Genomic DNA, 20305 nt, shown 5'->3' on the forward strand with positions numbered 1-20305 from the left:
TAGTACAGCTAGAAAATGATCCGATGCTATCGTAAGCCTTGTCTCGTCCGAAAACAATTTTGAATACGATAATACCGTTCTAATAGAATGACGATCGCGCACCAAAATACAATTAAGAAGATGGCGACGGAAAGAGTTCGCTCTAATTTATCGCCGTCACTGTACAAGATCGGTTTCGCCATGGGTCGTCCCAGATATCCAACTGCATGTTCCGTGTAGTCGAAACAGCCTGCACGCCGAGATAAACGCCAGAAAGTCCTGCCACCGGCCGTGATGTAGACGCCAGTGCCGGCGCGCTAGGTCTTGACGAGGCCGATCACCGGAACGGGGACCCGGGCGCTCACGGTAGCGACGCCATCGCAGATTAGATGGCGAAGCATTTCACAGAAGCCTGATGAACTCGTTCCTGAAAACTGTCGATTGCTTCTGGCCGCATCGACCGTGGGGTAACCAACAACGTGACGGCGTGCCGGAAACGTCGAAGCCTGGTGAATTTCGACCCAAAGTAAATGGCGCTCACTCAAATTTACTGAAATTGCGGAAAAAGGTCCAAGGGTTCGGTAACCAGACGCAACGATAGCTCCAATTCGAATAAGCGAAGTTTCTAATTGTTCAGAATCGCCCGGTAGCGTCCGGCCAAAGACAAAAGACAGAAGGCTGCATTTTGGGGGATCGGGTGTGAAGGGCAAAGCCATTACAATGATCGGCATCGCCGCGGTGTTCGGCGCGGCCTCGATCTTTGCCGCCGATCTCTGGATTAAGAGCGAAGCAAACGCTCGTGCCGGAGGGATTTCGCTCGCAGTTCCGACACCCGCGCCGCCGGCGATGCAGTTTCAGACGATCGTCGTCGCCAGGGCGCCGCTGCGCTTCGGCATGGCGCTAGAGCGGACGCAACTGGCGGAAATTCCGTGGCCGCAGGATTCGCTTCCGCAGGGCGCCTTCACGACGATCAACGAAGCTTTGGCCGAGGGAAGTCGTGTCGTGCTTTCACCCCTAGAGATCAACGAGCCGCTTTTGCTTGCAAAACTGTCGGGTCCCAATGGGCGCGCGACGCTGTCGAACCTGCTTTCGCCCGGCATGCGGGCGGTGACAATCCGCACCGACGAAATAGCCGGCGTCGGCGGCTTCGTTATGCCCGGCGACCATGTCGACGTGGTGCTGACGCGCGACGCCGGCGCCATCACCGAAGTCGCGAAAAATGCCGAAGGCGCGGCCGGTTCGACGCTGACCAGCGAGATCGTGGTCGAGAGCGCCAAGGTGCTGACCGTCGGCCAGGGCGCCGACGAGCGGCAGACCAGTCCGCAGATCGCTAATTCTGTGACCATCGAGGTCAATGCCGAGGGCGCGCAGAAGGTGGCGCTGGCCCGCACGGTGGGCACGCTGTCGCTGTCGCTGCGCGCCTCAAGCGAAGGCGGTGGTTCGACAGACGGTTTGACGACCATCTCTTCATTCGGCGGCTCGGTGGCGGCCGGCGGGTCGGATACTGCGGGCGCAAAAGGCGATCGCCGCAGAGGGGCCGGAAGCGCAAAAATTCAAGACCGTGATCGTGACGCGCGGCACCAACCCGCAATCCTATCAGGTTGTTGCGCCGGACAAGTGACACGACACCGGCAGGGGTGCCGGATTTTTGGGGACAGGCAATGTTTGGGTGGGTGGGCAATTTGTCTCGGAGCGGCGCGCATGCTGCCGGAATAGCCTTGCTGGCGATCTCGTTTGCGGCGGGACACTTTCTGGTTGGCGTTGGAAACGCTGAGGCCGGCAACGGCGTGGTTTACATTACCTCGACCAAAAACATGTCGATCAAGCTCGCCAGGGGAAAGCCCAGAACGATCAAGACCGATGTGCCGTTCTACGAGATCGTCATCGGCGATCCAGAGATCGCCAACGTCAAGCCGCTGACGGACCGCTCCTTCTACCTGCTCGGCAGTAATCTCGGCACCACGGGCATCGCTCTCTTCGACGAAAACAAGAAACTGGTCGGTACGATGGACATCGAGGTGACGCTCGACACCGACCGTTTGGCCAGCACCATCCGCGACAGCGTGCCGGGGGCCAACATAAAGGTTAGCTCGGCGAATGGCCGGCTTGTTCTGTCTGGCTCAGCCGAAGATGCGTTGGCGGTTGATAAGGCGACTCGGATCGCCACCAATTTTTCGGGCGAAGAAACCGTCATCAACTCGGTCAATATTTCCTCGTCGCAGCAGGTTCAGCTGAATGTGCGCTTCGTCGAAATCAACCGGCAGGTGGGACAGGAACTCGGCACCAAAATCGGCGTGAGATACATCGGCAGCAATGGCGGCGTCTCATTCAACTCCACTCCTTCGGTTTCTAAGGCCGCTCCCGCGGCACAGCTCATCGGCGGCCTTCTCTCCAACGGCGTGTCAATCGATGTCGCCATCAAGGCTCTGGAAGACCGCGGTGTCGCGCGACGTCTTGCCGAACCGAACCTGATTGCGCGCTCGGGTGAAAAAGCGAGCTTCCTGGCGGGCGGCGAGTTTCCGATCCCAGTCTCGGAAGAGGTCGGCAAGATCACAGTCGAATACAAAAAGTTCGGCGTCAGCCTGGACTTCACACCGACCGTGCTCAGCGACGGCCTGATCGCTCTCGACATCGAGCCGGAGGTCTCCTCGATCGATAGATCGGCTTCCTACAATATCGGCAACATCTCCATCCCGGGTTTCGTGGTGCGGCGCGCGCACACGTCGATCGATCTGAAAAGCGGTCAGAGTTTCATGATGGCGGGCTTGCTGCAAAGCGAGAACGACATGGTTCAGCAGCGCGTTCCAGGTCTGGGCAAGTTGCCGGTGCTCGGCCCGCTGTTCAGTTCCAGAGCGTATCAGCGGCGCGAAACGGACCTGGTCATCATCGTCACGCCGTACCTCGTTAAGCCGATGGACCCATCGAAGAAGCCGCTGACGCCGGCTGACGGCACCTTGCCGGCAAGCAATGTCGATTATTTTCTGGGCAATGTAGAGGAGGTGAAAACCGCCGACGCCGCCCACAATGGCGGGACCGCAACCGACGCTGCCGCTCCAGCCACAAAAGTCGGCCACTTCCTCGATCTCCCAAAGGAATGAGCATGCGAACGCTTTCAAGGATCGGCGCCGTCGCAATGCTTGCCTCTGCCAGCGGTTGTGCCACCGAGGAGACGATGCGTCTCGACGGGCTGACCCAAGGCGCGGGCAATGCGATGGCGGCCAACACCGTGATGCAGCTGGTCGATCCGTGGCCTGAGGGCGTCGAACGCACCCGGCTTCGGGTGCCAGCAAACCGCGGCGCCCAGCCGAGCGCGGCCCCGAAAGCGGTCGAGGAAAAAGCATCGCAACCCACGGCCGGTTACTGATCAGGCCACCAAACGCGCGGGCGAGAAGAATGGCAAATCCCGGAAAAACCAAGCGGATCGTGCTTGTTTCCACCGACAAGAGCTTTGTGCAGAAAACGAGGACGGCGTTCGCCTCGTCGGAGGCGGTTGCGCTTGTTACGGTCGAGAAGAACGTCACCGAGTTACGCGGCGAAATCCAGGAGGCTGATTGCAGCGCGGTGATCGTCGACATGGATGCGGCCAAGCTCAACGAGATCGAGGCGCTGCAGCGCATTACGCGGCGGCTCGAGAGGCGCGCTGCAATCATCGTTGTGACTCAGGAATTCAATGCGTCCGCCGCGCGCATCCTGGTTCAGCTTCAGGTCGCCGATTTTCTGGTCAAGCCGCTGACCACCGCCGATCTTGTTCGCTCCTGCGTTCGCGCGCTTGAGGGACCGGGGCGCGAAGAGAACACCGAGTCGCAAATCTATACGTTCATGCCCGCCGCCGGGGGGGTAGGCACCACCACGCTGACGCTGCAAACCGCGTTCCAGCTCCACCATTCGGTAACGCGCGGATCGTCGACCTGCGTAGTCGATCTCAATTTCCAGCAAGGCTCATGCGCCGAATATCTCGACCTCGAGCCACGCTTCGACATCAACGAAATCGAGAATCAGCCGGAACGCCTTGACCGCCAGCTTCTTGACGTGATGCTCTCGAAACATGCGAGCGGTCTCTGCGTGCTGGCTGCGCCTGCGCGGCCAGCGGAGATGCGCACGTTCAACGCCGACGTGGTTGTCCGCATGCTGGACCTCGTCTCCGCCTATTTCGACAATGTCGTCATCGACATGCCGCGCACGTGGTTTCCCTGGACGGAGACCGTGCTGCTGGGCTCAAACAAGCTCTACATCGTCGCCGAAATGACCGTGCCGTGCCTGCGCCATACGCAGCGGCTGATCCAGGCCGTTTATGAGACGGTGGGCAAGGAGGTGAAGCCAAACGTCATCGTCAACCGCTTCGAACAACGCCTGTTCGAAAGCGGCATCAAGCGGGCCGACGTCCAGGCATTCCTCGGCGAGCATTTCGTCGGCGGCATCTCGAACAATTACAAGCTGGTGCGCGAGGCCGTCGATCGCGGCGTTCCGCTGCACGAGATCGACCCCAACGCGAATGTCGTCAACGATCTCAGGCGAATAGTCCTGCCTGATGAGGTCGTGGCGGAAACGCGGAAAAAGCGTTCACTGTTCGGGCTCGGCAAAAGTCTTTTGAGGAGAGCCGGGTGATCAGCCGATTTTCGACGCTCCAGAAACGCGATGCCACGCCGGAAATCCGGCAGGAGCAGGCGCCAGTCCAGCATCGGCCGGTCGTCATCCCGACGACACGCAAGCCGGCCCCGCCGAAACCCGAGGTGGGGCCGGCAAAGCCCACGAAGGTCCTCGACGCCAGAATGCGCATTCACCGCATGCTGATCGAAGAGATCAACCTCGTAGCGCTCGAGCGCCTGCCGCGCGACGAGATGCGGCGGCAAGTGCATGATTTCGTCTCCGAGAAGGCGCGCGGCGAACGGCTTGCGGTCAATGTCGCCGAACTCGACGCGCTGGTGGATGACATTGTCGACGAAATGGTCGGCCTCGGCCCGCTCGAGCCGTTGCTGAAAGACCCAGCCATCAACGACATCCTGATCAACGGCCATCGCAGTTGCTTCGTCGAGCGGCATGGCAAGCTCGAGCAGGTGCATATTCCGTTCAAGGACGAAGCTCACCTCATACGCATCATCAACAAGATCGTTGCGGCCGTCGGCCGCCGCGTCGATGAATCCCAGCCGATGGTCGACGCGCGCATGCTCGACGGCTCACGCTTCAATGCCGCCATCCGACCGGTCGGTGTCGACGGTCCGCTGGTATCCATCCGCAAATTCTCCAAGAATAAGCTCGGCCTGCATAAGCTCGTTGAATTCGGTGCGGTCACGCAGAACATGGCCGAAGTCCTTGCCGCCGCAGTCCATGCCCGCAAGACGACGATTATTTCCGGCGGCACCGGCACCGGCAAGACGACGATGCTGAACGCGCTGTCAGCCTTCATCCCCGAAGACGAGCGCCTGATCACCATCGAAGACGCGGCCGAACTGCAATTGCAGCAGCCGCATGTGGCGCGCATGGAGACGAGGCCGGCCAATATCGAAGGTCACGGCGAACTCAAGCAGCGCGATCTGGTCAAAAACGCGCTGCGCATGCGGCCGGACCGCGTCATCCTCGGCGAGTGCCGCGGCGAGGAAGCCTTCGACATGCTTCAGGCGATGAACACCGGCCACGAAGGCTCGATGGCGACCATTCATGCCAACACGCCGCGCGACGCGGTTTCCCGTCTCGAACAGATGCTCGGCATGACCGGAATGCCGATGACCGTGCAGTCGATCCGCAGCCAGATCGCAAGCGCGCTCGATATCGTCGTGCAGCTTACCCGGCTTTCCGACGGCAAGCGCAAGGTCACGAGCGTCGCCGAAGTGACCGGGATGGAAGGCGACGTGATCCAGATGCAGGAGATATTTCGCTTCGTGCGCACCGGCATGGAAGCGGACGGGACGATCCTTGGCCACTTCGAGGCGACGGGCCTGCGCCCGCGCTTCCTCGAAGACCTGAAGGCGATGGGCATCGAATTTCCTGGGCGATATTTCGAGCCTGGCAGACAGCAGGAATAATCAATGCTCGAGGGATTCAGCGCCATCTATGTGATTTATGCCGGCGCTGGTCTGACCGGCATCATGATCGCCGAAGCGTTTTACCTGCTTTACGCCGGGCACCGGGAGCGCCGCATGGCGATCAATCGGCGAATGAAGCTGCAGGAGAAAAAGCTCAGCCAAGAGCAGGTGCTGATCCAACTGCGCAAAGAGCGTGGGATGGAAGGCGGTGCTTCGATGCTTTCACTCGACCGGATTCGGGAGCTGCGGATCCAGTCCGGCATGGTCCTGCCACTGCCGAAATTTCTGCTGATCACGTCGGGTCTGGCGCTTGGCATCTGCCTGTTTGCCGTTTCCAACGGCCTGCCGCTGATCATTGCACTGGCAGTGCTTCCGGTCATGTGTTTGGTCTTTCCGATCATGACCCTGCGGTTCCTGCGCAAGCGGCGGCACAAGATGTTCGGAATGCAGCTTCCAGAAGCTCTGGAACTCATCACGCGAAGCCTCAAGGCAGGGCATCCGGTTCCGGTGGCGATCTCGATGGTGGCGCGTGAAATGGCCGATCCGATCGGCACCGAATTCGGCGTGATCGCCGACGAAGTGACCTATGGCTCCGATCTGGTTTCCGCGCTGCATTCGCTGTTCGAGCGCGTCGGACACGAAGACCTGCCGCTGTTCGTCACCGCTGTGTCGATCCAGAGCAGCTCAGGCGGCAATCTGCGCGAAATCCTGGATGGTCTGTCGTCGATCATCCGCGAGCGCGGAAAGCTGCGGCGCAAAGTGCGAGCAATCTCGACCGAGGGCCGCATGTCGGCCTACATCCTGACCGCCGTACCGGCGCTGCTGATGGTCGGCATCATGGTCATGATGCCGCAATTCTACGAGAGCGTCTGGGGCGAGCCGATGACTTGGTATCTGTTGGGCGGTTCGATCTTATGGCTAATGCTGGGCAACGCCATGATGTTCAAGATGTCGAACTTCAAATTCTGACATGGAAACCCTGATCGGCCTCCTTGCCTCCCTTCGCCCGACGTCGCTGGCGCCGGTGGCGCTTTTGCTGCTCGCCGTGGGAGGAGGAGCGATCCTCTGGCAGTGGAGTACCGCGCGTGGAGGACGCGGCGACTTGAAGCGCCGGCTCAAGGTCGAAGTCTCCGAGGTTGCGGAGGCACCCAAGCCGACCGCCGCGCCGAAACGGAACGCCAGCGCCGTCCGCGACAAGGCGATGAAAACCGCCCATGAATTCTACGCCAAAAGCGATCCGGAAAACGTTGCGCGGCTGCGGATGAAACTCATCCAGGCTGGTCACATGGATCCAGGCGCGGTCGGCAGGTTTTTTGTCATCCGCTTTGTCGGCTTCCTGGCTGGAGCCGTTGTTGCGTTTCTGGTCGTCCGCTGGTTTGGCGGTGAATCGGCAGTTCCGAGCCGCTGGACTTTTATCATCATGTCCGGTGGCGCCGGTTATTTTCTGCCGGGTCTTGTATTGACCTCGCAGGTCCGTACGAAAATGCGGGAATACCGCAATGGCTTTCCCGATTTCATGGACCTGATGATCGTCTGCGCGGACGCCGGCATGAGCATGGAGGCAGGGATCGAGCGGGTGTCGAAAGAGCTCTTTATCACTTATCCCTCGCTCAGCCAGAACCTTCAGCTTGTCTCGCTCGAACTCAGGGCAGGGCGCAGCCTTGACGATGCGCTGAAATCGTTGGCTGATCGCCTGAGCCTCGACGAGGTACGCTCCTTCGCCACGCTGCTTCAGCAATCGAAAGAGCTTGGCACCAGCCTTTCGGGCGCGCTTCGGGTTTATTCGGACGAAATGCGTCACAAGCGCATGTCGATAGCTGAGGAAAAGGCGCACGCGCTGCCGGCAAAGATGTCGGTGCCGGTTACGGTCTGCATCCTGCCAGTCGTGCTGATGATCGCCATCATCCCGATCATCGTGAAAATGACGGCAGGCGACTGATCCGCTCCAGTCGATAGTTAATCCAATATGTTCGGCTTTCCTAATATTTGCTCGAAACCCGCCACCGAAGCTTAAGCCGAACCCGCTATGGTGCTTGATGAGACGGCCCGCCAAGCGGCCGGATGGGGCAGATTATGGGGCAATCGAAATTCGCCGCGTTGGCTGCGGTCGCAGTCGTGACGATTGTGACGGGATGCGCGACGAGCAGCGTCGACGTCACCGAGACCACGTCGATCGCTCCGGCGACGACCGACATCAGCGGGGCTGATCTCGTATCTGGCAAGACGCAGTTCCGCGAAGCCAATTATGGGCTGGCGGAAAAGCACTTCCGCAAGGCGGTGGAACTTCGGTCCGACAATGCCGAGGCATGGCTGGGACTTGCCGCCTCCTACGACCAGCTCGGCCGCTTCGATTTTGCCGACCGCGCTTACGATCAGCTTGTTGTGGTTGCCGGCCGCCGGGCCCACATCGTCAACAATATGGGGTATTCGCAATTGTTGCGCGGCAACAAGAAAAAAGCCCGCGAATTGCTTCTGGAGGCCAAGGCAGGAATGACCGATACCTCGGTGGTCGATGCCAACCTCGCACTGATGAACAAGCCGTAGCAGCGTTCGAACCGTCGCCGGATCCAACGAATTGCAGTTGGCTTACAGAACGCCGCGGGGTCCAACGTGAAAAATTGTAGAAAGCCTGGCTAGATCGGTTCTGGAGCGAAATGGTGGCGTAGAACGGATCTGGCATGTTGTTCAGCGCCAGAACTTGCCCTTCTAAACTGGAATAGGTCACGAGTGGTGCTGGCGATCACCCATTTCGAATGTCTATTTTTCAATAGAATTAGCGACGGGTAACCGTTCCGCGCTGTGCACAGTCGAGCGATACCTGCATCCGCTCGCTGAGAGCGCTCTGTATTCGCGGCCACGGAACGGCGGCATCCTCCATCCGGACAGCGGTTTGACCGTCCGGCAGCTTTCCTGTGAGGATGAATTCCGTCCTACTTAAGAGTTTAGTGATCAATGAAACAACTTCTTTGCCGCAGGGATGCATTTTGCCGGCATGATGCACCAAATTCTGCTTGTGAAACGGTTCTTTCGAGACAGCCGCGGTAACTTTGCGATCGGTCTCGTTGTCATGCTGCTTCCTATGATTGCAGCAGTCGGCGCCGCGGTGGATCTCGCGAACATGAACCGCGAGCGGAGCAGGCTTCAATCGGCTCTCGATGCAGCAAGCATGGAGATCGCCGTTAAGGTCAACTCGGGCCTGAGCGACGGTGAGCTACAGGCGCTTGGCGACAAGCTACTCAAAGCCAACTTGGCATCGGTCGATGCAAGCGCGGATAACATACCCTCGCTCGTCTATCACGGTCTGGCGACGGAAAACGACGGAAGCCAGAGCCTCAGGACTGAATCCAGCCTCAACTACACCTATCTCATTCCGCGCTCAATCGGCGGCGATGGACCGTCATCGACCAACATTCTCGTCCGGTCCCGCATTACGTCCAGCAATGGTGATACCGCGTGCGTCTATGCCCTCAACCGGGCCGCGCCGCGCGCCTTCGAGGCGGCCGGGAGCACCACAGTCATCATGGATGGCTGCGTTATCGCTTCCAATTCGTCGGCTCCGGATTCCATCTATGTTGGCGGCGACGCGTCCCTTGAGGCGGACTGCATTCAATCATCTGGCGGAATAGTGGCGACCAGCGGACTGATCACCGATTGTGAGCAAAATCGCGTCAATGCGTGGCGACTGCCTGACCCATGGGGTAACCTGGTGGAACCGGTACCACCAATCTTGTATCCTAATCCGAACGCTGGCGACTTGACAGTCAGTCCAGGGCGGTATCGAAATCTCGATCTGAGCGGCGACAAAACCCTGGAGCCGGGCCTCTATTATGTCGAAGGTTCTCTTTCCGTCAAAGGCACAGTGACCGGCGCCGGTGTGACCATCTTCATGGCTGATGGCGGTATAACAGTGAACGGCAACGGCTCGCTGTCATTGAGCGCGCCGCAGACAGGCGACTATGCCGGCATGCTGATGATGTCGGCACGAGCGAACACATCGTCCCACCTGTTCAATGGGAATGGCGCCACTGATCTGAACGGCGTTCTGTACTTCCCCTATGGCGACCTGACCTACAATGGTAACAACGGAACTAGCAGCAGCTGCCTGCGAATCGTTGCCGACACGATCAAGATGAGCGGCAATTCGAACATCAAGTCCGACTGCAGTGCGGAACTGGGGGGACGCGAAGCTAGAGTGGCAGGCCCGTTCTACTTTTCGATGTAAGGCAGTTGCGAACGTTCGAGACCTCCCATTGGCCCACGCACCACCGACGCTCGGTTTTGTGTCCCGAAATGTGTCCTGATCTCGAATCTGCGGTGTGGTGAGGAGCGCTTTGGGCCCGCAACCCCTTGGAAAGATTGGTGCCGCTTAGGTGACTCGAACACCTGACCCCATCATTACGAATGATGTGCTCTACCAACTGAGCTAAAGCGGCCCGGGAAGCCAGGGCCTCCAAGATGCGCTGGGTGATAGACGCAACCCGCCACAAATTCAAGATGGGACTTGGCATTTCGTGTGGGCTCATGCCGGCCTATAAGCGGCGGCCGCGCCGATCCGCCATGCGGTGGCGCGATGACTCGCCGGCAGGTTGCGCGACATCGCGTTGGCGCTGCATCGGGAAATCGGCGAAAAATGTTGATTCCTTTACCGAAAACCGCCGAAATGAGCTTTGGATGTGTCACGAAGACAGAATGCGGCCGCTGGCCCGTTGATTGATTGATCGCCTGCGGCTAACGATCATGACATGTGACCGTAGGTGCAGAGGGATCCAGCTTGGACGCGATCGAAAAAGCGATCCGGAATGCCTTCGAGAAAGGCAATGCCGAAGACCGCGCGTTTCGCGAGCGGGTCTATCGATCGGCCTTCGCCGCACTTGATCGTGCCCTGCAGGCCAACCCGGGCGTGACGGTGGAACTCGCCATCAAGCGCCGCAAGGCGGTGCAGGCCAAGATCACCGAAATCGAATCCGAATTCCTGCCGGCGGTTCCCGGCGTCGGCCCACAGACCGATGATGACGCTGCAGCACCGGCGGTAGAGCAGCTGGCTGACAGCGCAGCAGAAGTTGAGGCCGAACCGGATGCCGACGCCGATGCTGAACCAGCTCCGGCGCCTGACGTCATTGTCGACGGTCCGGCGGAGTCTCCCGCTTCCGACGTGCACCTTGCCGCCGACGCGCCCCCAACATCCGACGCACCGCGCTCGCGCGTCCTGCCGGTCGTTCCCGATATCATGCCCGAAGCGGCTTTTCCCGATGCGCCGGAGATCGAATTGTCGTCCCGCCCATCGACCGGAGACGACGACGCAGAGGTGATGCCCGACCGCGACGACAGGCGGGTGAGAGGCCCCCGTCTGCCTCTCACCGCGATCTTCCTCGGCGTGACGCTGCTCGCAGCTGTCGGTATCGGCCTCTATTTCGCTGCGCAGACCGGCGTCTTCAAGTCGGCGGCCGAACTCGACACGGCCCCGCCGCAAACCGTACCGACGGTGGAAGACGATGATTTTACGCCGCCAAGCGACACGGCCTCGCCGCTGAACCCCGGCGAGGCGGAGCGCGACTGGATCAATGTGTTTTCACCGGGCGACCCGGCGCTTGTCAGCGCGCCTTCGGATGCCAAGGCCGAAGTCATGCAGGACGACAGCGGTTCCTTCCTGCGCATCCGGTCGGGCGCCTCCGGTTCGGCGATCAGCTTCGACGTCGGGCAAGGCGTCTTGGAAAAACTCGCCGGCAAGCATGCCACGTTCGACATCATCGCCCGCTCCGAGGAGGGCCAGGAGACGCAGATCTCCGTCGACTGCAATTTCGGCGAGCTCGGCGACTGCGGCCGCAAGCGCTACGCGGTCGGCCACGAGCGCAACGAATATCTGTTCGACGTGCGGTTTCCCGACAAGCGTCCGGGTGCTGCCGGCACCATCGCCATCAATTCCGACTTCGACAAACAGGGCAAGTCGGTCGACATCTACGAGATCCGCGTCTCGATTGTTCCGTAGAGCATCGGACTCAAAAGCATGCCCACGGGTTTACCCGAGGGTGGAAACCGGTTTTGGGAAAATCCGAAGCTCAAAACAAAAGTCTAACTGTCGAGCAGCGCCTGCAGCGTCTCGATGCGGTCGGCTTCGGCCGCCGGCTTGTCCCAGCGCAGCCGTGAAATGCGCGGAAAGCGCATGGCGACGCCGGATTTGTGCCGTGTCGAGCGGTTGAGCCCTTCGAACGCCACCTCCAGCACGAGACCGTTCTTGCGGTCGGCCCGTACCGAGCGGACCGGGCCAAAGCGCTCGATCGTGTTGTCGCGGACATATTTGTCGATCTGCCTCAGTTCTTCGTCGGTGAAGCCGAAATAGGCTTTCCCCACCGGCACCAGTTCCTCCGATCCTTCCGGACCGGACCAGACGCCGAACGTGTAATCGGAATAAAAACTCGAACGCTTGCCGTGGCCGCGCTGGGCATACATCAGCACGGCGTCGACAGTGTGCGGATCGCGCTTCCATTTGAACCATGGACCTTTCGGCCGGCCGGTGAGATACGGCGAATCCCAGCGCTTCAGCATTACGCCTTCGATGACCGGATGCAGCGGCTTGCGGCGCAATTCCTCCAGCGCCTGCCAGTCGGCGAATTCGACCAGCGGCGACAGATCGAAGCGGCTCGGATCGAGCGTCTGCACGAAGGCTTCGAGGCGGCCGCGCCGCTCGCGGAAAGAGCGCGCGCGCAAGTCCTCGTCGCCGATCTGAAGCACGTCGTAGCAGCGCATGAAGGCCGGGTATTGCTGCTGGGTCTTCGGTGTTACGCTCTTGCGATTCAGCCGCTGCTGCAGGTCCGAGAACGTGCCGGTCGCCTGCAAGGGATCGCCGACCAGAAGCTCGCCGTCGAGGGTGGCGGAAAAATTCATCGCCTCTGCGAGGTCCGGAAAAGCCCCGGAGACGTCGTCGCCGGTGCGCGAATACAGCCGGCGAATGCCACCTTCCGATACGGCCTGGACGCGGATGCCGTCCCATTTCCACTCGGCGGCATAGTCGGCCGGGTCGAGCTTTTCGAGGTCGCCGTCACCGATCGGGTTCGATAGCATCACCGGCCGGAACAACGCCAGCGCTGTCTTTTTGGGTTTTTCTGCCTTGCCTTCCAGCCAGGCGAACAGCTCGGCATAGGGCGGCGTCAGCCCATGCCAGAGCTCTTCGATCTCGGCGACGTCGACCTTGCCGAGATCGGCCAGCGCCTGCTTGGCCAGCCGCGCCGAGACGCCGATGCGCAGGCCGCCGGTGACCAGCTTTATGATGGCGAAGCGCGCCGAGATGCTGGCGCTGTCGAGCAGCCGGGCAAGCACCTTCGGCCCGTCGGAACGGCTCGCCGCCTGTAATTTCGCGACGACCTCGGCGAGCGTCGGCTCATGGTTGGCGATATCCGCGGGCGATTGCGGCCAGACCAGCGACACCGTCTCGGCCAGGTCGCCGACATAGTCGTAGGAATAGCCGAACAGCACCGGGTCCATGCGTTCCATGACCAGCATGCGCAGCATCGCCGGCTTGACCGCCGCAATGGTCAGGTCGCCGGTGATGGCGGCCAGCGCCAGGCCGCGATCCGGATCCTCGACGCTGCGGAAATAATCGGTCAGCAACGTCAGCTTGCCGTTGCGCGACGGCGTCAGCACGAGGCGATCGAGGAGCTCGGCGAAGCGGTTCATGAGGGCGAGAACCATGGGCGAGCGTCGCGTTCTGTCGCGCCCCCGTCTGTCCTGCCGGACATCTCCCCCACGAGGGGGGAGATTGGCAGTTTCGTTCTTGCCGCCCGTCCTACAACGTCAGTGATTGGCGAAAGCCGGCGCGACATCCGATCTCCCCCCAAGTGGGGGAGATGGCCGGCAGGCCAGAGGGGGGCGCCGTAGAGCGCTACACCGGCGGTTGCTGGCTCCATCCTCAGTCGCCCTCGTCCTCATAGCCGACGAGATGCAGCGGTCGGGCGGCGATGCCTTCGAGTTCGCACCAGCGCACCAGGGCCTCCTCGCGGCCATGCGTCACCCAGATTTCTCCGGCTGTGGTCTCCCTGATCGTGGCGGTCAGCTCGTCCCAGTCGGCATGGTCGGAAATGATCAGTGGCAGCTCGACGCCGCCCTGCTTGGCGCGCTGGCGGATGCGCATCCAGCCGGACGCAAAGCACGAGATCGGATCGGGAAAGCGTCGCGCCCAGCGGTCGGCGAAGGCCGATGGCGGGCCGACGACGATGGCGCCGGAGAAATCGTCCTTGCCACCGCTTTCGACGGTCGCCGGCTCCAGCGTCCCGAGGTCGATGCCCTGGCTCTGGTAGTAGTCGCTGAGCTTGGCCAGCGCGCCGTGGATATAGATCGGCCTGTCGTACCCGGCATCGCGCAGCAACCGCATGACGCGCTGCGCCTTGCCGAGCGCATAGGCGCCGACCAGATGCGCGCGGTCGGGAAACTGCGCGGTCGATTTCAGCAGGCGGGCGATCTCTTCGTTATCGGGCGGATGACGGAACACCGGCAGGCCGAAGGTCGCCTCGGTGATGAACACGTCGCACTTGACCGGTTCGAACGGCTCGCAAGTCGCGTCCCACTGGCGCTTGTAGTCGCCCGAAGCGACGATGCATGAGCCCTGATGCACGACCTCGATCTGTGCCGAGCCGAGCACATGGCCGGCCGGATGGAAGGTTACGGCGACGCCGTTCAGCGCAATCGTCTCGCCAAGTGCTGCAGCTTGCGTGGTCCCGGCAAAGCCCTCGCCGTAGCGCAGCCCCATAATATCCAGCGTCTGTTGTGTGGCCAACACCGAACGGTGGCCGGAACGGGCATGGTCGGAATGGCCGTGGGTGATCAGCGCCCGGTTGACCGGCCGCACCGGATCGATGAAGAAATCGCCGGGTGGGCAATAGAGGCCCTCGGGCCGGGGGTGAAGCAGGTCGCTGGCGCGCATGGCTCCAAGATAGTTGCTAATTCCGGCGCGGGAAGCCTGTTGCAAGTGACTGCTGACTCGGCATACAGGCAACTGCCGGCGGGATCTCCATCACGAAACCGCATCAGGCCTCGTCCGGCGACGCTTTTCGTTCATCTGCGCCACATCTGGCGGCGGCTGCGAAAAAGTCCGATTCGCATGCCCGAAAGGGCAGGACACCAACACGGAGGACCTTGCATGCGCTGGAACTTGGTGGTCTTGGCACCTTGCCTGGCAATGGCCGGTTGCGTCGGCACCTCGATTGCCGAGCGACAGGACGCGAATGTCCAGTCCTCGCTGCAATATGATAGAATGCCTTGCGATCAATTGCTGGCGCAACGCAACCGGCTGGCGCAGCAATATCGCCTCCCGCAGGATGCCAAGCCGTCTTTCTCCGATCCCGGGGTGGGCCTCGGCCCGTTCACGCCGGACGTCCGTCCCAAGGCCCAGCGCGACCTCGAACAGGCAAGCGGCCGGATCGACGCCATGAACCGGTCGATCGCCCGCCGCGAATGTGGCAAGCCGGGTTAATATCCCGCGTTGCGATCCACGACATTCTCGAGCTTCTCGCCGCGCTCGAAGGCGGCCATCTGGCGCAGCATGATCGGCACCAGATGCACGGGATCGGAGGTCGCCGCCGCATGCGGCGTCACGAACACTTTCGGGTGGCTCCACAGCCGGCTGGTCTTCGGCAGCGGCTCGACCTCGAACACGTCGAGGCTCGCTTCCTTCAGCGTGCCGTCGTCCAGCGCGCGCACGATGTCGGCATCCTTCTGCAGGCGGCCGCGCCCGGCATTGATCAGCACGGAGCCGCCGAGGCCGTTGCGTTTCCTCAGTTCCTTCAGCACGCCGTAATTGATGATGCCTTGCGTCTGCGGCGTGAGCGGCAAAAGCACCACCAGAATGTCGGTGGCGTTGAGGAACGGGATCAACCCTGCCTCGCCGGCATAGGTCGAAACGCCTTCCATCGGCCGCTCGCTGCGCGACCAGCCATTGACCGCAAAGCCGAGCGACAAAAGCACCGACGCCGCTGCGCGGCCAAGCGTGCCGAGCCCCATGATGCCGACGGAGATGTCGCCGGCCGGCCGCTGCGGCGGCTCGTGCCAGATCTTCTTTTGCTGCTGCGACCGGTAGAGCATGCCCTGGCGATGGTGATCGAGCACCCGCCAGACGACATATTCGGTCATGTATTGGGTCAGGTTGTCGGCCACGACCTTGACGATCGGAACGTCGGGCAAAGTGGGATCGGCGAAGATGTGGTCGACGCCGGCGCCGATCGAAAAGACAGCGCGCAGATTGGGCAGCGACGACAGAAGGTTCGGCCGCTGCTTCCAAACCACCGCATAGGTGATCGAAGGATCGCTGGCGCCGTCCGGCTCGAGCACCACCTCTCGTTCGGCCGACAAGAGTTCGCGCCAACGGCGTGGATGGATACCGGTGAGGGCAAGCAGGACACGGCCTTTTTCCATTGCGGATTCTTTTTTCCTCTGTGCGGTACAGTCTACTCGCTGACGATGCCGACCGGCGCCGTCTCGATCCTGAACGCGGCCGAGATCAGCGCCTTGGTATAGTCGGTCTGCGGCCGTTCGAAAATCTGTTCGGATGGGCCGGCTTCGACGATCCTGCCATTGCGCATGACGATCACGTCGTTGGCAAGCGCGCGGATGACCTTCAGATCGTGGCTGATGAACAGATAGGCGAGGTCGTGCTTCGCCTGCAGGCTGCGCAGAAGATCGACCACCTGCGCCTGCACGCTCATATCGAGGGCCGAGGTCGGCTCGTCCAGCATGACGAAGCGCGGGTTGAGCACCATGGCGCGGGCGATGGCGATGCGCTGGCGCTGGCCACCGGAAAACTCGTGCGGATAGCGATTGCGCGTGGCGGGTTCGAGCCCGACTTCCCCGAGCACATCGACGATGCGCTTGTCGCGTTCATCGGGCGACAGCTTAGGCTCGTGGATCTTCAATCCTTCCTCGATGATCTCGGAGACCGACATGCGCGGGCTCAATGACCCGAACGGATCCTGGAAGACGATCTGCAGCTCGCGCCGCAGCGGCCGCATGGCGTTGAATGACAGTTCGTTGATATCGCGCCCGTTGAACTGAATGGTCCCGGTCGACGAGATCATCCTGGCCAGCGCCAGGCCGAGCGTCGTCTTGCCAGAGCCGGATTCGCCGACGACGCCGAGCGTCTGGCCGGCGCGCACGGTGACGTCGATGCCGTCGACCGCCTTCACATTGTCGACGGTGCGCCGGAAGAAGCCTTTCTTGATCGGAAACCAGACTTTTATGTCCTGGCCGGTCATGACCGGCTTGGCGGCAGCGTTGGCGGCGGGCGGCTTGCCTTTCGGTTCAGCGGCAAGCAGATGCCGCGTATAGCTGTGCTGCGGGTTAGCGAAGATATCTTTCGTCGGCCCGGTCTCGACGATCTTGCCCTTGGTCATCACGCAGACCCGGTCAGTGATCTTTCTGACGATGCCGAGATCGTGGGTGATGAACAGCATCGACATGCCCTTGCGGCTCTTCAGCTCCGCAAGCAGTTCGAGGATTTGTGCCTGCACGGTGACGTCGAGTGCCGTCGTCGGCTCGTCGGCGATCAGCAGTTCCGGCTCGTTGGCCAGCGCCATGGCGATCATGACGCGCTGGCGCTGGCCGCCGGAAAGCTGGTGCGGATAAGCGTCGAGCCGCTTCTCCGGCTCGCGGATGCCGACCTCGTTGAGCAGCTCCAGGGTGCGCGCCTTGGCTTGGCGGTCACCCAGGCCCTGGTGCAGCGTCAGCACCTCGACGATCTGCTGCTCGATCGTGTGCAGCGGGTTGAGCGAGGTCATCGGCTCCTGGAAGATCATGGTGATCTTGTTGCCGCGCACGCGGCGCAATGCCTTCTCGTCGGTGGCGAGCAGGTCGGCGCCCTGGAACAGGATCTTTCCCGACGGATGGCTGGCGGCTGGATAGGGCAGCAGCTTCAGCACCGACAGCGCCGTGACCGACTTGCCGGAGCCGGATTCGCCGACCAGCGCCACCGTCTCGCCCTTGGCGATGTCGAAGGAGATGTGGTCGACGGCCATCGACTGGCGGCCTTCCTGCACGAAGGCGACGCTGAGGTCGCGGACCGAGAGGAGAGTGGCTTCGCTCATCTGAACGTCTTGCGCGGATCGAAGGCGTCGCGGGTCGCCTCGCCGACGAAGACCAGCAGCGACAGCATCAGCGATATGACGACGAAGCCGGAAATGCCCAGCCATGGCGCGTTGAGGTTGCGCTGCGCCTGCTTGAGGAGCTCGCCCAGCGAGGCCGAGCCGGGCGGCAGGCCGAACCCAAGGTAGTCGAGTGAGGTCAGCGTCGAGATCGAGCCGCTGAGCAGGAAGGGCAGGAAGGTCAGCGTCGCCACCATGGCGTTGGGCAACAGATGCCGGAACATGATGGTACCGTTGGGTACGCCGAGCGCGCGGGCGGCGTTGACATATTCGAAGTTGCGGGCGCGCAGGAACTCGGCCCGCACCACGCCGACCAGCGCAACCCAGGAGAACAACAGCATCAGCCCGAGCAGGATGAAGAAGCCGGGCGGCAGAATGGCGGCGACGATCAGCAAGAGATAAAGCACCGGGATCGCCGACCAGATCTCTATGAAGCGCTGGAACAGAAGGTCGGTCCAGCCGCCGAAATAGCCCTGCAATGCGCCGGCCGTCACGCCGATCAGCGCCGAGCCGGCGGTGAGGATCAGGCCGAACAGCACCGAGACCCTGAAACCGTAGATGACGCGCGCCAGCACGTCGCGGGCCTGGTCGTCGGTGCCTAGCCAGTTCCAGTTGCCGACGACGCAATTGGGGTCGGCGGCGCCTTGCGGATACTGGTTGCAGCGTGTCTCGGCGTCATAGAGCCAGGACGGCTTGGTGGGCGCCGCCTCGGGGATGGCGTTGTTGACGGTCCGGTAGGAGTAGCGGACCGGAGGCCAGATCATCCAGCCATGGGCATTGATCTCGTCCTGGATGACCGGGTCACGATAGTCGGTGACCGCATAAAAGCCGCCGAACTTCTCCTCGGGATAAGCGACCACGACCGGAAACAGGATCTCGCCCTTGTAGGAGACGAGGACCGGCTTATCGTTGGCGATCCATTCGGAAAACAGCGACAGCACGAAAAGCACGAGAAAGATCCACAACGACCAATAGCCGCGCCGGTTGGCCCTAAAATTCTGCAGGCGCCGTTGGTTGAGCGGCGACAGCCAGGGTCGGGCGATCCGGCCGGGCGCCGTTTCGGCTGCGGCCCCGGCCATCAGACGTCTCTCCGCTCGAAGTCGATGCGCGGGTCGACCCAGGTGTAGATCAGGTCGGACAGGAGCCCGACAATCAGGCCAAGCAGCGAGAAGATGTACAGATTGGCGAACACCACCGGGTAGTCGCGCTCGACCACCGACCTGAAACCGAGCAGGCCGAGGCCATCGAGCGAAAAGATGTTCTCGATCAGCAGCGAGCCGGTGAAGAAGGCCGAGATGAAGGCGCCCGGAAAGCCGGCGACGACGATCAGCATGGCGTTGCGGAACACATGCCCGTAGAGCACCTGCCGTTCCGACAGACCCTTGGCGCGCGCGGTCACCACATACTGTTTGCGGATTTCCTCAAGGAACGAATTCTTGGTCAGCAGCGTCGTGGTGGCGAAGGCCGACAGCACCAGCGCCGTCAGCGGCAAGGTCATGTGCCAGAGATAGTCGACGATCCGCGCTGGCCAGGACAGCTGGTCCCAATTGTCGGAGGTGATGCCGCGCAGCGGGAACCAGTCGTAGAACGATCCGCCGGCAAACAGCACCATCAGCAGGATGCCGAACAGGAAGCCCGGAATGGCATAGCCGACGATGACGACGCCGCTGGTCCATACGTCGAATGCCGAGCCGTCCTTGACTGCCTTGCGGATGCCGAGCGGGATCGAGATCAGGTAGGACAGCAGCGTGATCCACAGCCCGATCGAGATCGACACCGGCATCTTCTCCAGGATCAGCTCGATCACCGAAATGTCACGGAAATAGCTGTCGCCGAAATCGAACCGGATATAATTCCACAGCATCATGCCGAAGCGCTCGAGCGGTGGCTTGTCGAAACCGAATTGCTTTTCCAGCTTGGCGATGAATTCGGGGTCGAGCCCTTGCGCGCCGCGATATTTCGAACCGACGTCGCCGGCCACGTCGACATTGGTGGCGCCGGCGTCACCACCGCCGCCGCCAAGCCGATCGCTGCCGCCCTGGTTGGTCAGCCTGGCGATCACCTGCTCGACCGGCCCGCCCGGCGCGAACTGGATGACGGCGAAGGACACCGCCATGATGCCGAACAGGGTCGGGATCATCAGCAGGATGCGGCGCAGGATATAGGCGCCCATCAGGCTCTCTG

The 20305-nt window shown here is 61.6% G+C and carries 17 protein-coding genes and 1 tRNA gene; 11 read left to right on the forward strand and 7 right to left on the reverse strand.

Annotation, left to right across the window (positions count from 1 at the left end; translation table 11 throughout):
- Window positions 1-678: 678 nt before the first annotated feature.
- The 9 genes from cpaB to BQ8482_RS04810 all read left to right on the forward strand — a co-directional run bounded on the left by cpaB (window position 679) and on the right by BQ8482_RS04810 (window position 10221).
- Window positions 679-1695, forward strand: a complete 1017-nt coding sequence (gene cpaB / locus BQ8482_RS04765; RefSeq protein WP_244602615.1) for a Flp pilus assembly protein CpaB — start codon at window positions 679-681, stop codon at window positions 1693-1695.
- Window positions 1641-3077, forward strand: coding sequence for a type II and III secretion system protein family protein (locus BQ8482_RS04770; RefSeq protein ID WP_123146469.1), 1437 nt, complete (start codon window positions 1641-1643; stop codon window positions 3075-3077). The genes cpaB and BQ8482_RS04770 overlap by 55 nt, the downstream gene beginning before the upstream one ends.
- 2 nt (window positions 3078-3079) lie before the next feature.
- Window positions 3080-3343 carry a hypothetical protein gene (locus BQ8482_RS04775; protein WP_123146470.1) on the forward strand — a complete coding sequence of 88 codons (264 nt, stop codon included), beginning with the start codon at window positions 3080-3082 and terminating at the stop codon, window positions 3341-3343.
- A gap of 29 nt (window positions 3344-3372) precedes the next feature.
- A complete protein-coding gene (locus BQ8482_RS04780; RefSeq protein ID WP_123146471.1) occupies window positions 3373-4584 on the forward strand; it encodes a CpaE/TadZ family protein in 1212 nt (403 codons plus the stop codon).
- Window positions 4581-5999 carry a TadA family conjugal transfer-associated ATPase gene (locus tag BQ8482_RS04785; RefSeq protein WP_123146472.1) on the forward strand — a complete coding sequence of 473 codons (1419 nt, stop codon included), beginning with the start codon at window positions 4581-4583 and terminating at the stop codon, window positions 5997-5999. Before BQ8482_RS04780 ends, BQ8482_RS04785 begins: the two co-directional genes overlap by 4 nt.
- A gap of 3 nt (window positions 6000-6002) precedes the next feature.
- Window positions 6003-6968, forward strand: a complete 966-nt coding sequence (locus tag BQ8482_RS04790) for a type II secretion system F family protein (RefSeq protein ID WP_123146473.1) — start codon at window positions 6003-6005, stop codon at window positions 6966-6968.
- 1 nt (window position 6969) lies between these two features.
- The gene (locus tag BQ8482_RS04795; protein ID WP_123146474.1) at window positions 6970-7938 is read left to right on the forward strand and encodes a type II secretion system F family protein; all 969 of its coding nucleotides are present in this window, start codon (window positions 6970-6972) and stop codon (window positions 7936-7938) included.
- 134 nt (window positions 7939-8072) lie between these two features.
- Window positions 8073-8543, forward strand: a complete 471-nt coding sequence (locus tag BQ8482_RS04800; RefSeq protein WP_123147386.1) for a tetratricopeptide repeat protein — start codon at window positions 8073-8075, stop codon at window positions 8541-8543.
- A gap of 448 nt (window positions 8544-8991) precedes the next feature.
- Window positions 8992-10221 carry a TadE/TadG family type IV pilus assembly protein gene (locus tag BQ8482_RS04810; protein ID WP_165848422.1) on the forward strand — a complete coding sequence of 410 codons (1230 nt, stop codon included), beginning with the start codon at window positions 8992-8994 and terminating at the stop codon, window positions 10219-10221.
- Between the two features lie 135 nt (window positions 10222-10356).
- Here BQ8482_RS04810 and BQ8482_RS04815 read toward each other — a convergent pair.
- Window positions 10357-10432: transfer RNA gene (locus BQ8482_RS04815), tRNA-Thr, on the reverse strand.
- A gap of 338 nt (window positions 10433-10770) precedes the next feature.
- On the opposite strand from BQ8482_RS04815, the gene BQ8482_RS04820 reads away from it, so the two are divergent.
- Window positions 10771-11985, forward strand: a complete 1215-nt coding sequence (locus BQ8482_RS04820) for a hypothetical protein (RefSeq protein ID WP_123146477.1) — start codon at window positions 10771-10773, stop codon at window positions 11983-11985.
- A gap of 83 nt (window positions 11986-12068) precedes the next feature.
- Here BQ8482_RS04820 and BQ8482_RS04825 read toward each other — a convergent pair whose 3' ends face one another.
- Together BQ8482_RS04825 and BQ8482_RS04835 are read right to left on the reverse strand one after the other, a co-directional pair.
- Entirely contained in the window at window positions 12069-13670 is a 1602-nt protein-coding gene (locus BQ8482_RS04825) for a cisplatin damage response ATP-dependent DNA ligase (protein WP_123147387.1), read from the reverse strand.
- A 232-nt stretch (window positions 13671-13902) separates the two neighbouring features.
- Complete coding sequence (locus tag BQ8482_RS04835) at window positions 13903-14913, reverse strand: ligase-associated DNA damage response exonuclease (RefSeq protein ID WP_123146478.1); 1011 nt, start codon at window positions 14911-14913, stop codon at window positions 13903-13905.
- A gap of 216 nt (window positions 14914-15129) precedes the next feature.
- On the opposite strand from BQ8482_RS04835, the gene BQ8482_RS04840 reads away from it, so the two are divergent.
- Entirely contained in the window at window positions 15130-15462 is a 333-nt protein-coding gene (locus BQ8482_RS04840) for a hypothetical protein (protein ID WP_123146479.1), read from the forward strand.
- On the opposite strand, the gene BQ8482_RS04845 is transcribed toward BQ8482_RS04840, so the two are convergent.
- The 4 genes from BQ8482_RS04845 to BQ8482_RS04860 are packed head-to-tail and all read right to left on the reverse strand — an operon-like array spanning window position 15459 to window position 20294.
- Window positions 15459-16400 carry a 2-hydroxyacid dehydrogenase gene (locus BQ8482_RS04845; RefSeq protein ID WP_123146480.1) on the reverse strand — a complete coding sequence of 314 codons (942 nt, stop codon included), beginning with the start codon at window positions 16398-16400 and terminating at the stop codon, window positions 15459-15461. The genes BQ8482_RS04840 and BQ8482_RS04845 overlap by 4 nt on opposite strands.
- Window positions 16401-16432: 32 nt before the next feature.
- Window positions 16433-18064 carry an ABC transporter ATP-binding protein gene (locus tag BQ8482_RS04850; protein ID WP_123146481.1) on the reverse strand — a complete coding sequence of 544 codons (1632 nt, stop codon included), beginning with the start codon at window positions 18062-18064 and terminating at the stop codon, window positions 16433-16435.
- Complete coding sequence (locus tag BQ8482_RS04855) at window positions 18061-19200, reverse strand: ABC transporter permease (RefSeq protein ID WP_123146482.1); 1140 nt, start codon at window positions 19198-19200, stop codon at window positions 18061-18063. Before BQ8482_RS04855 ends, BQ8482_RS04850 begins: the two co-directional genes overlap by 4 nt.
- The gene (locus BQ8482_RS04860; RefSeq protein ID WP_123146483.1) at window positions 19200-20294 is read right to left on the reverse strand and encodes a microcin C ABC transporter permease YejB; all 1095 of its coding nucleotides are present in this window, start codon (window positions 20292-20294) and stop codon (window positions 19200-19202) included. Before BQ8482_RS04860 ends, BQ8482_RS04855 begins: the two co-directional genes overlap by 1 nt.
- Window positions 20295-20305: the final 11 nt, after the last annotated feature.

This window comes from Mesorhizobium delmotii (genome assembly GCF_900149755.1).
In the GTDB taxonomy this organism is placed as follows: Bacteria; Pseudomonadota; Alphaproteobacteria; order Rhizobiales; family Rhizobiaceae; genus Mesorhizobium; species Mesorhizobium delmotii.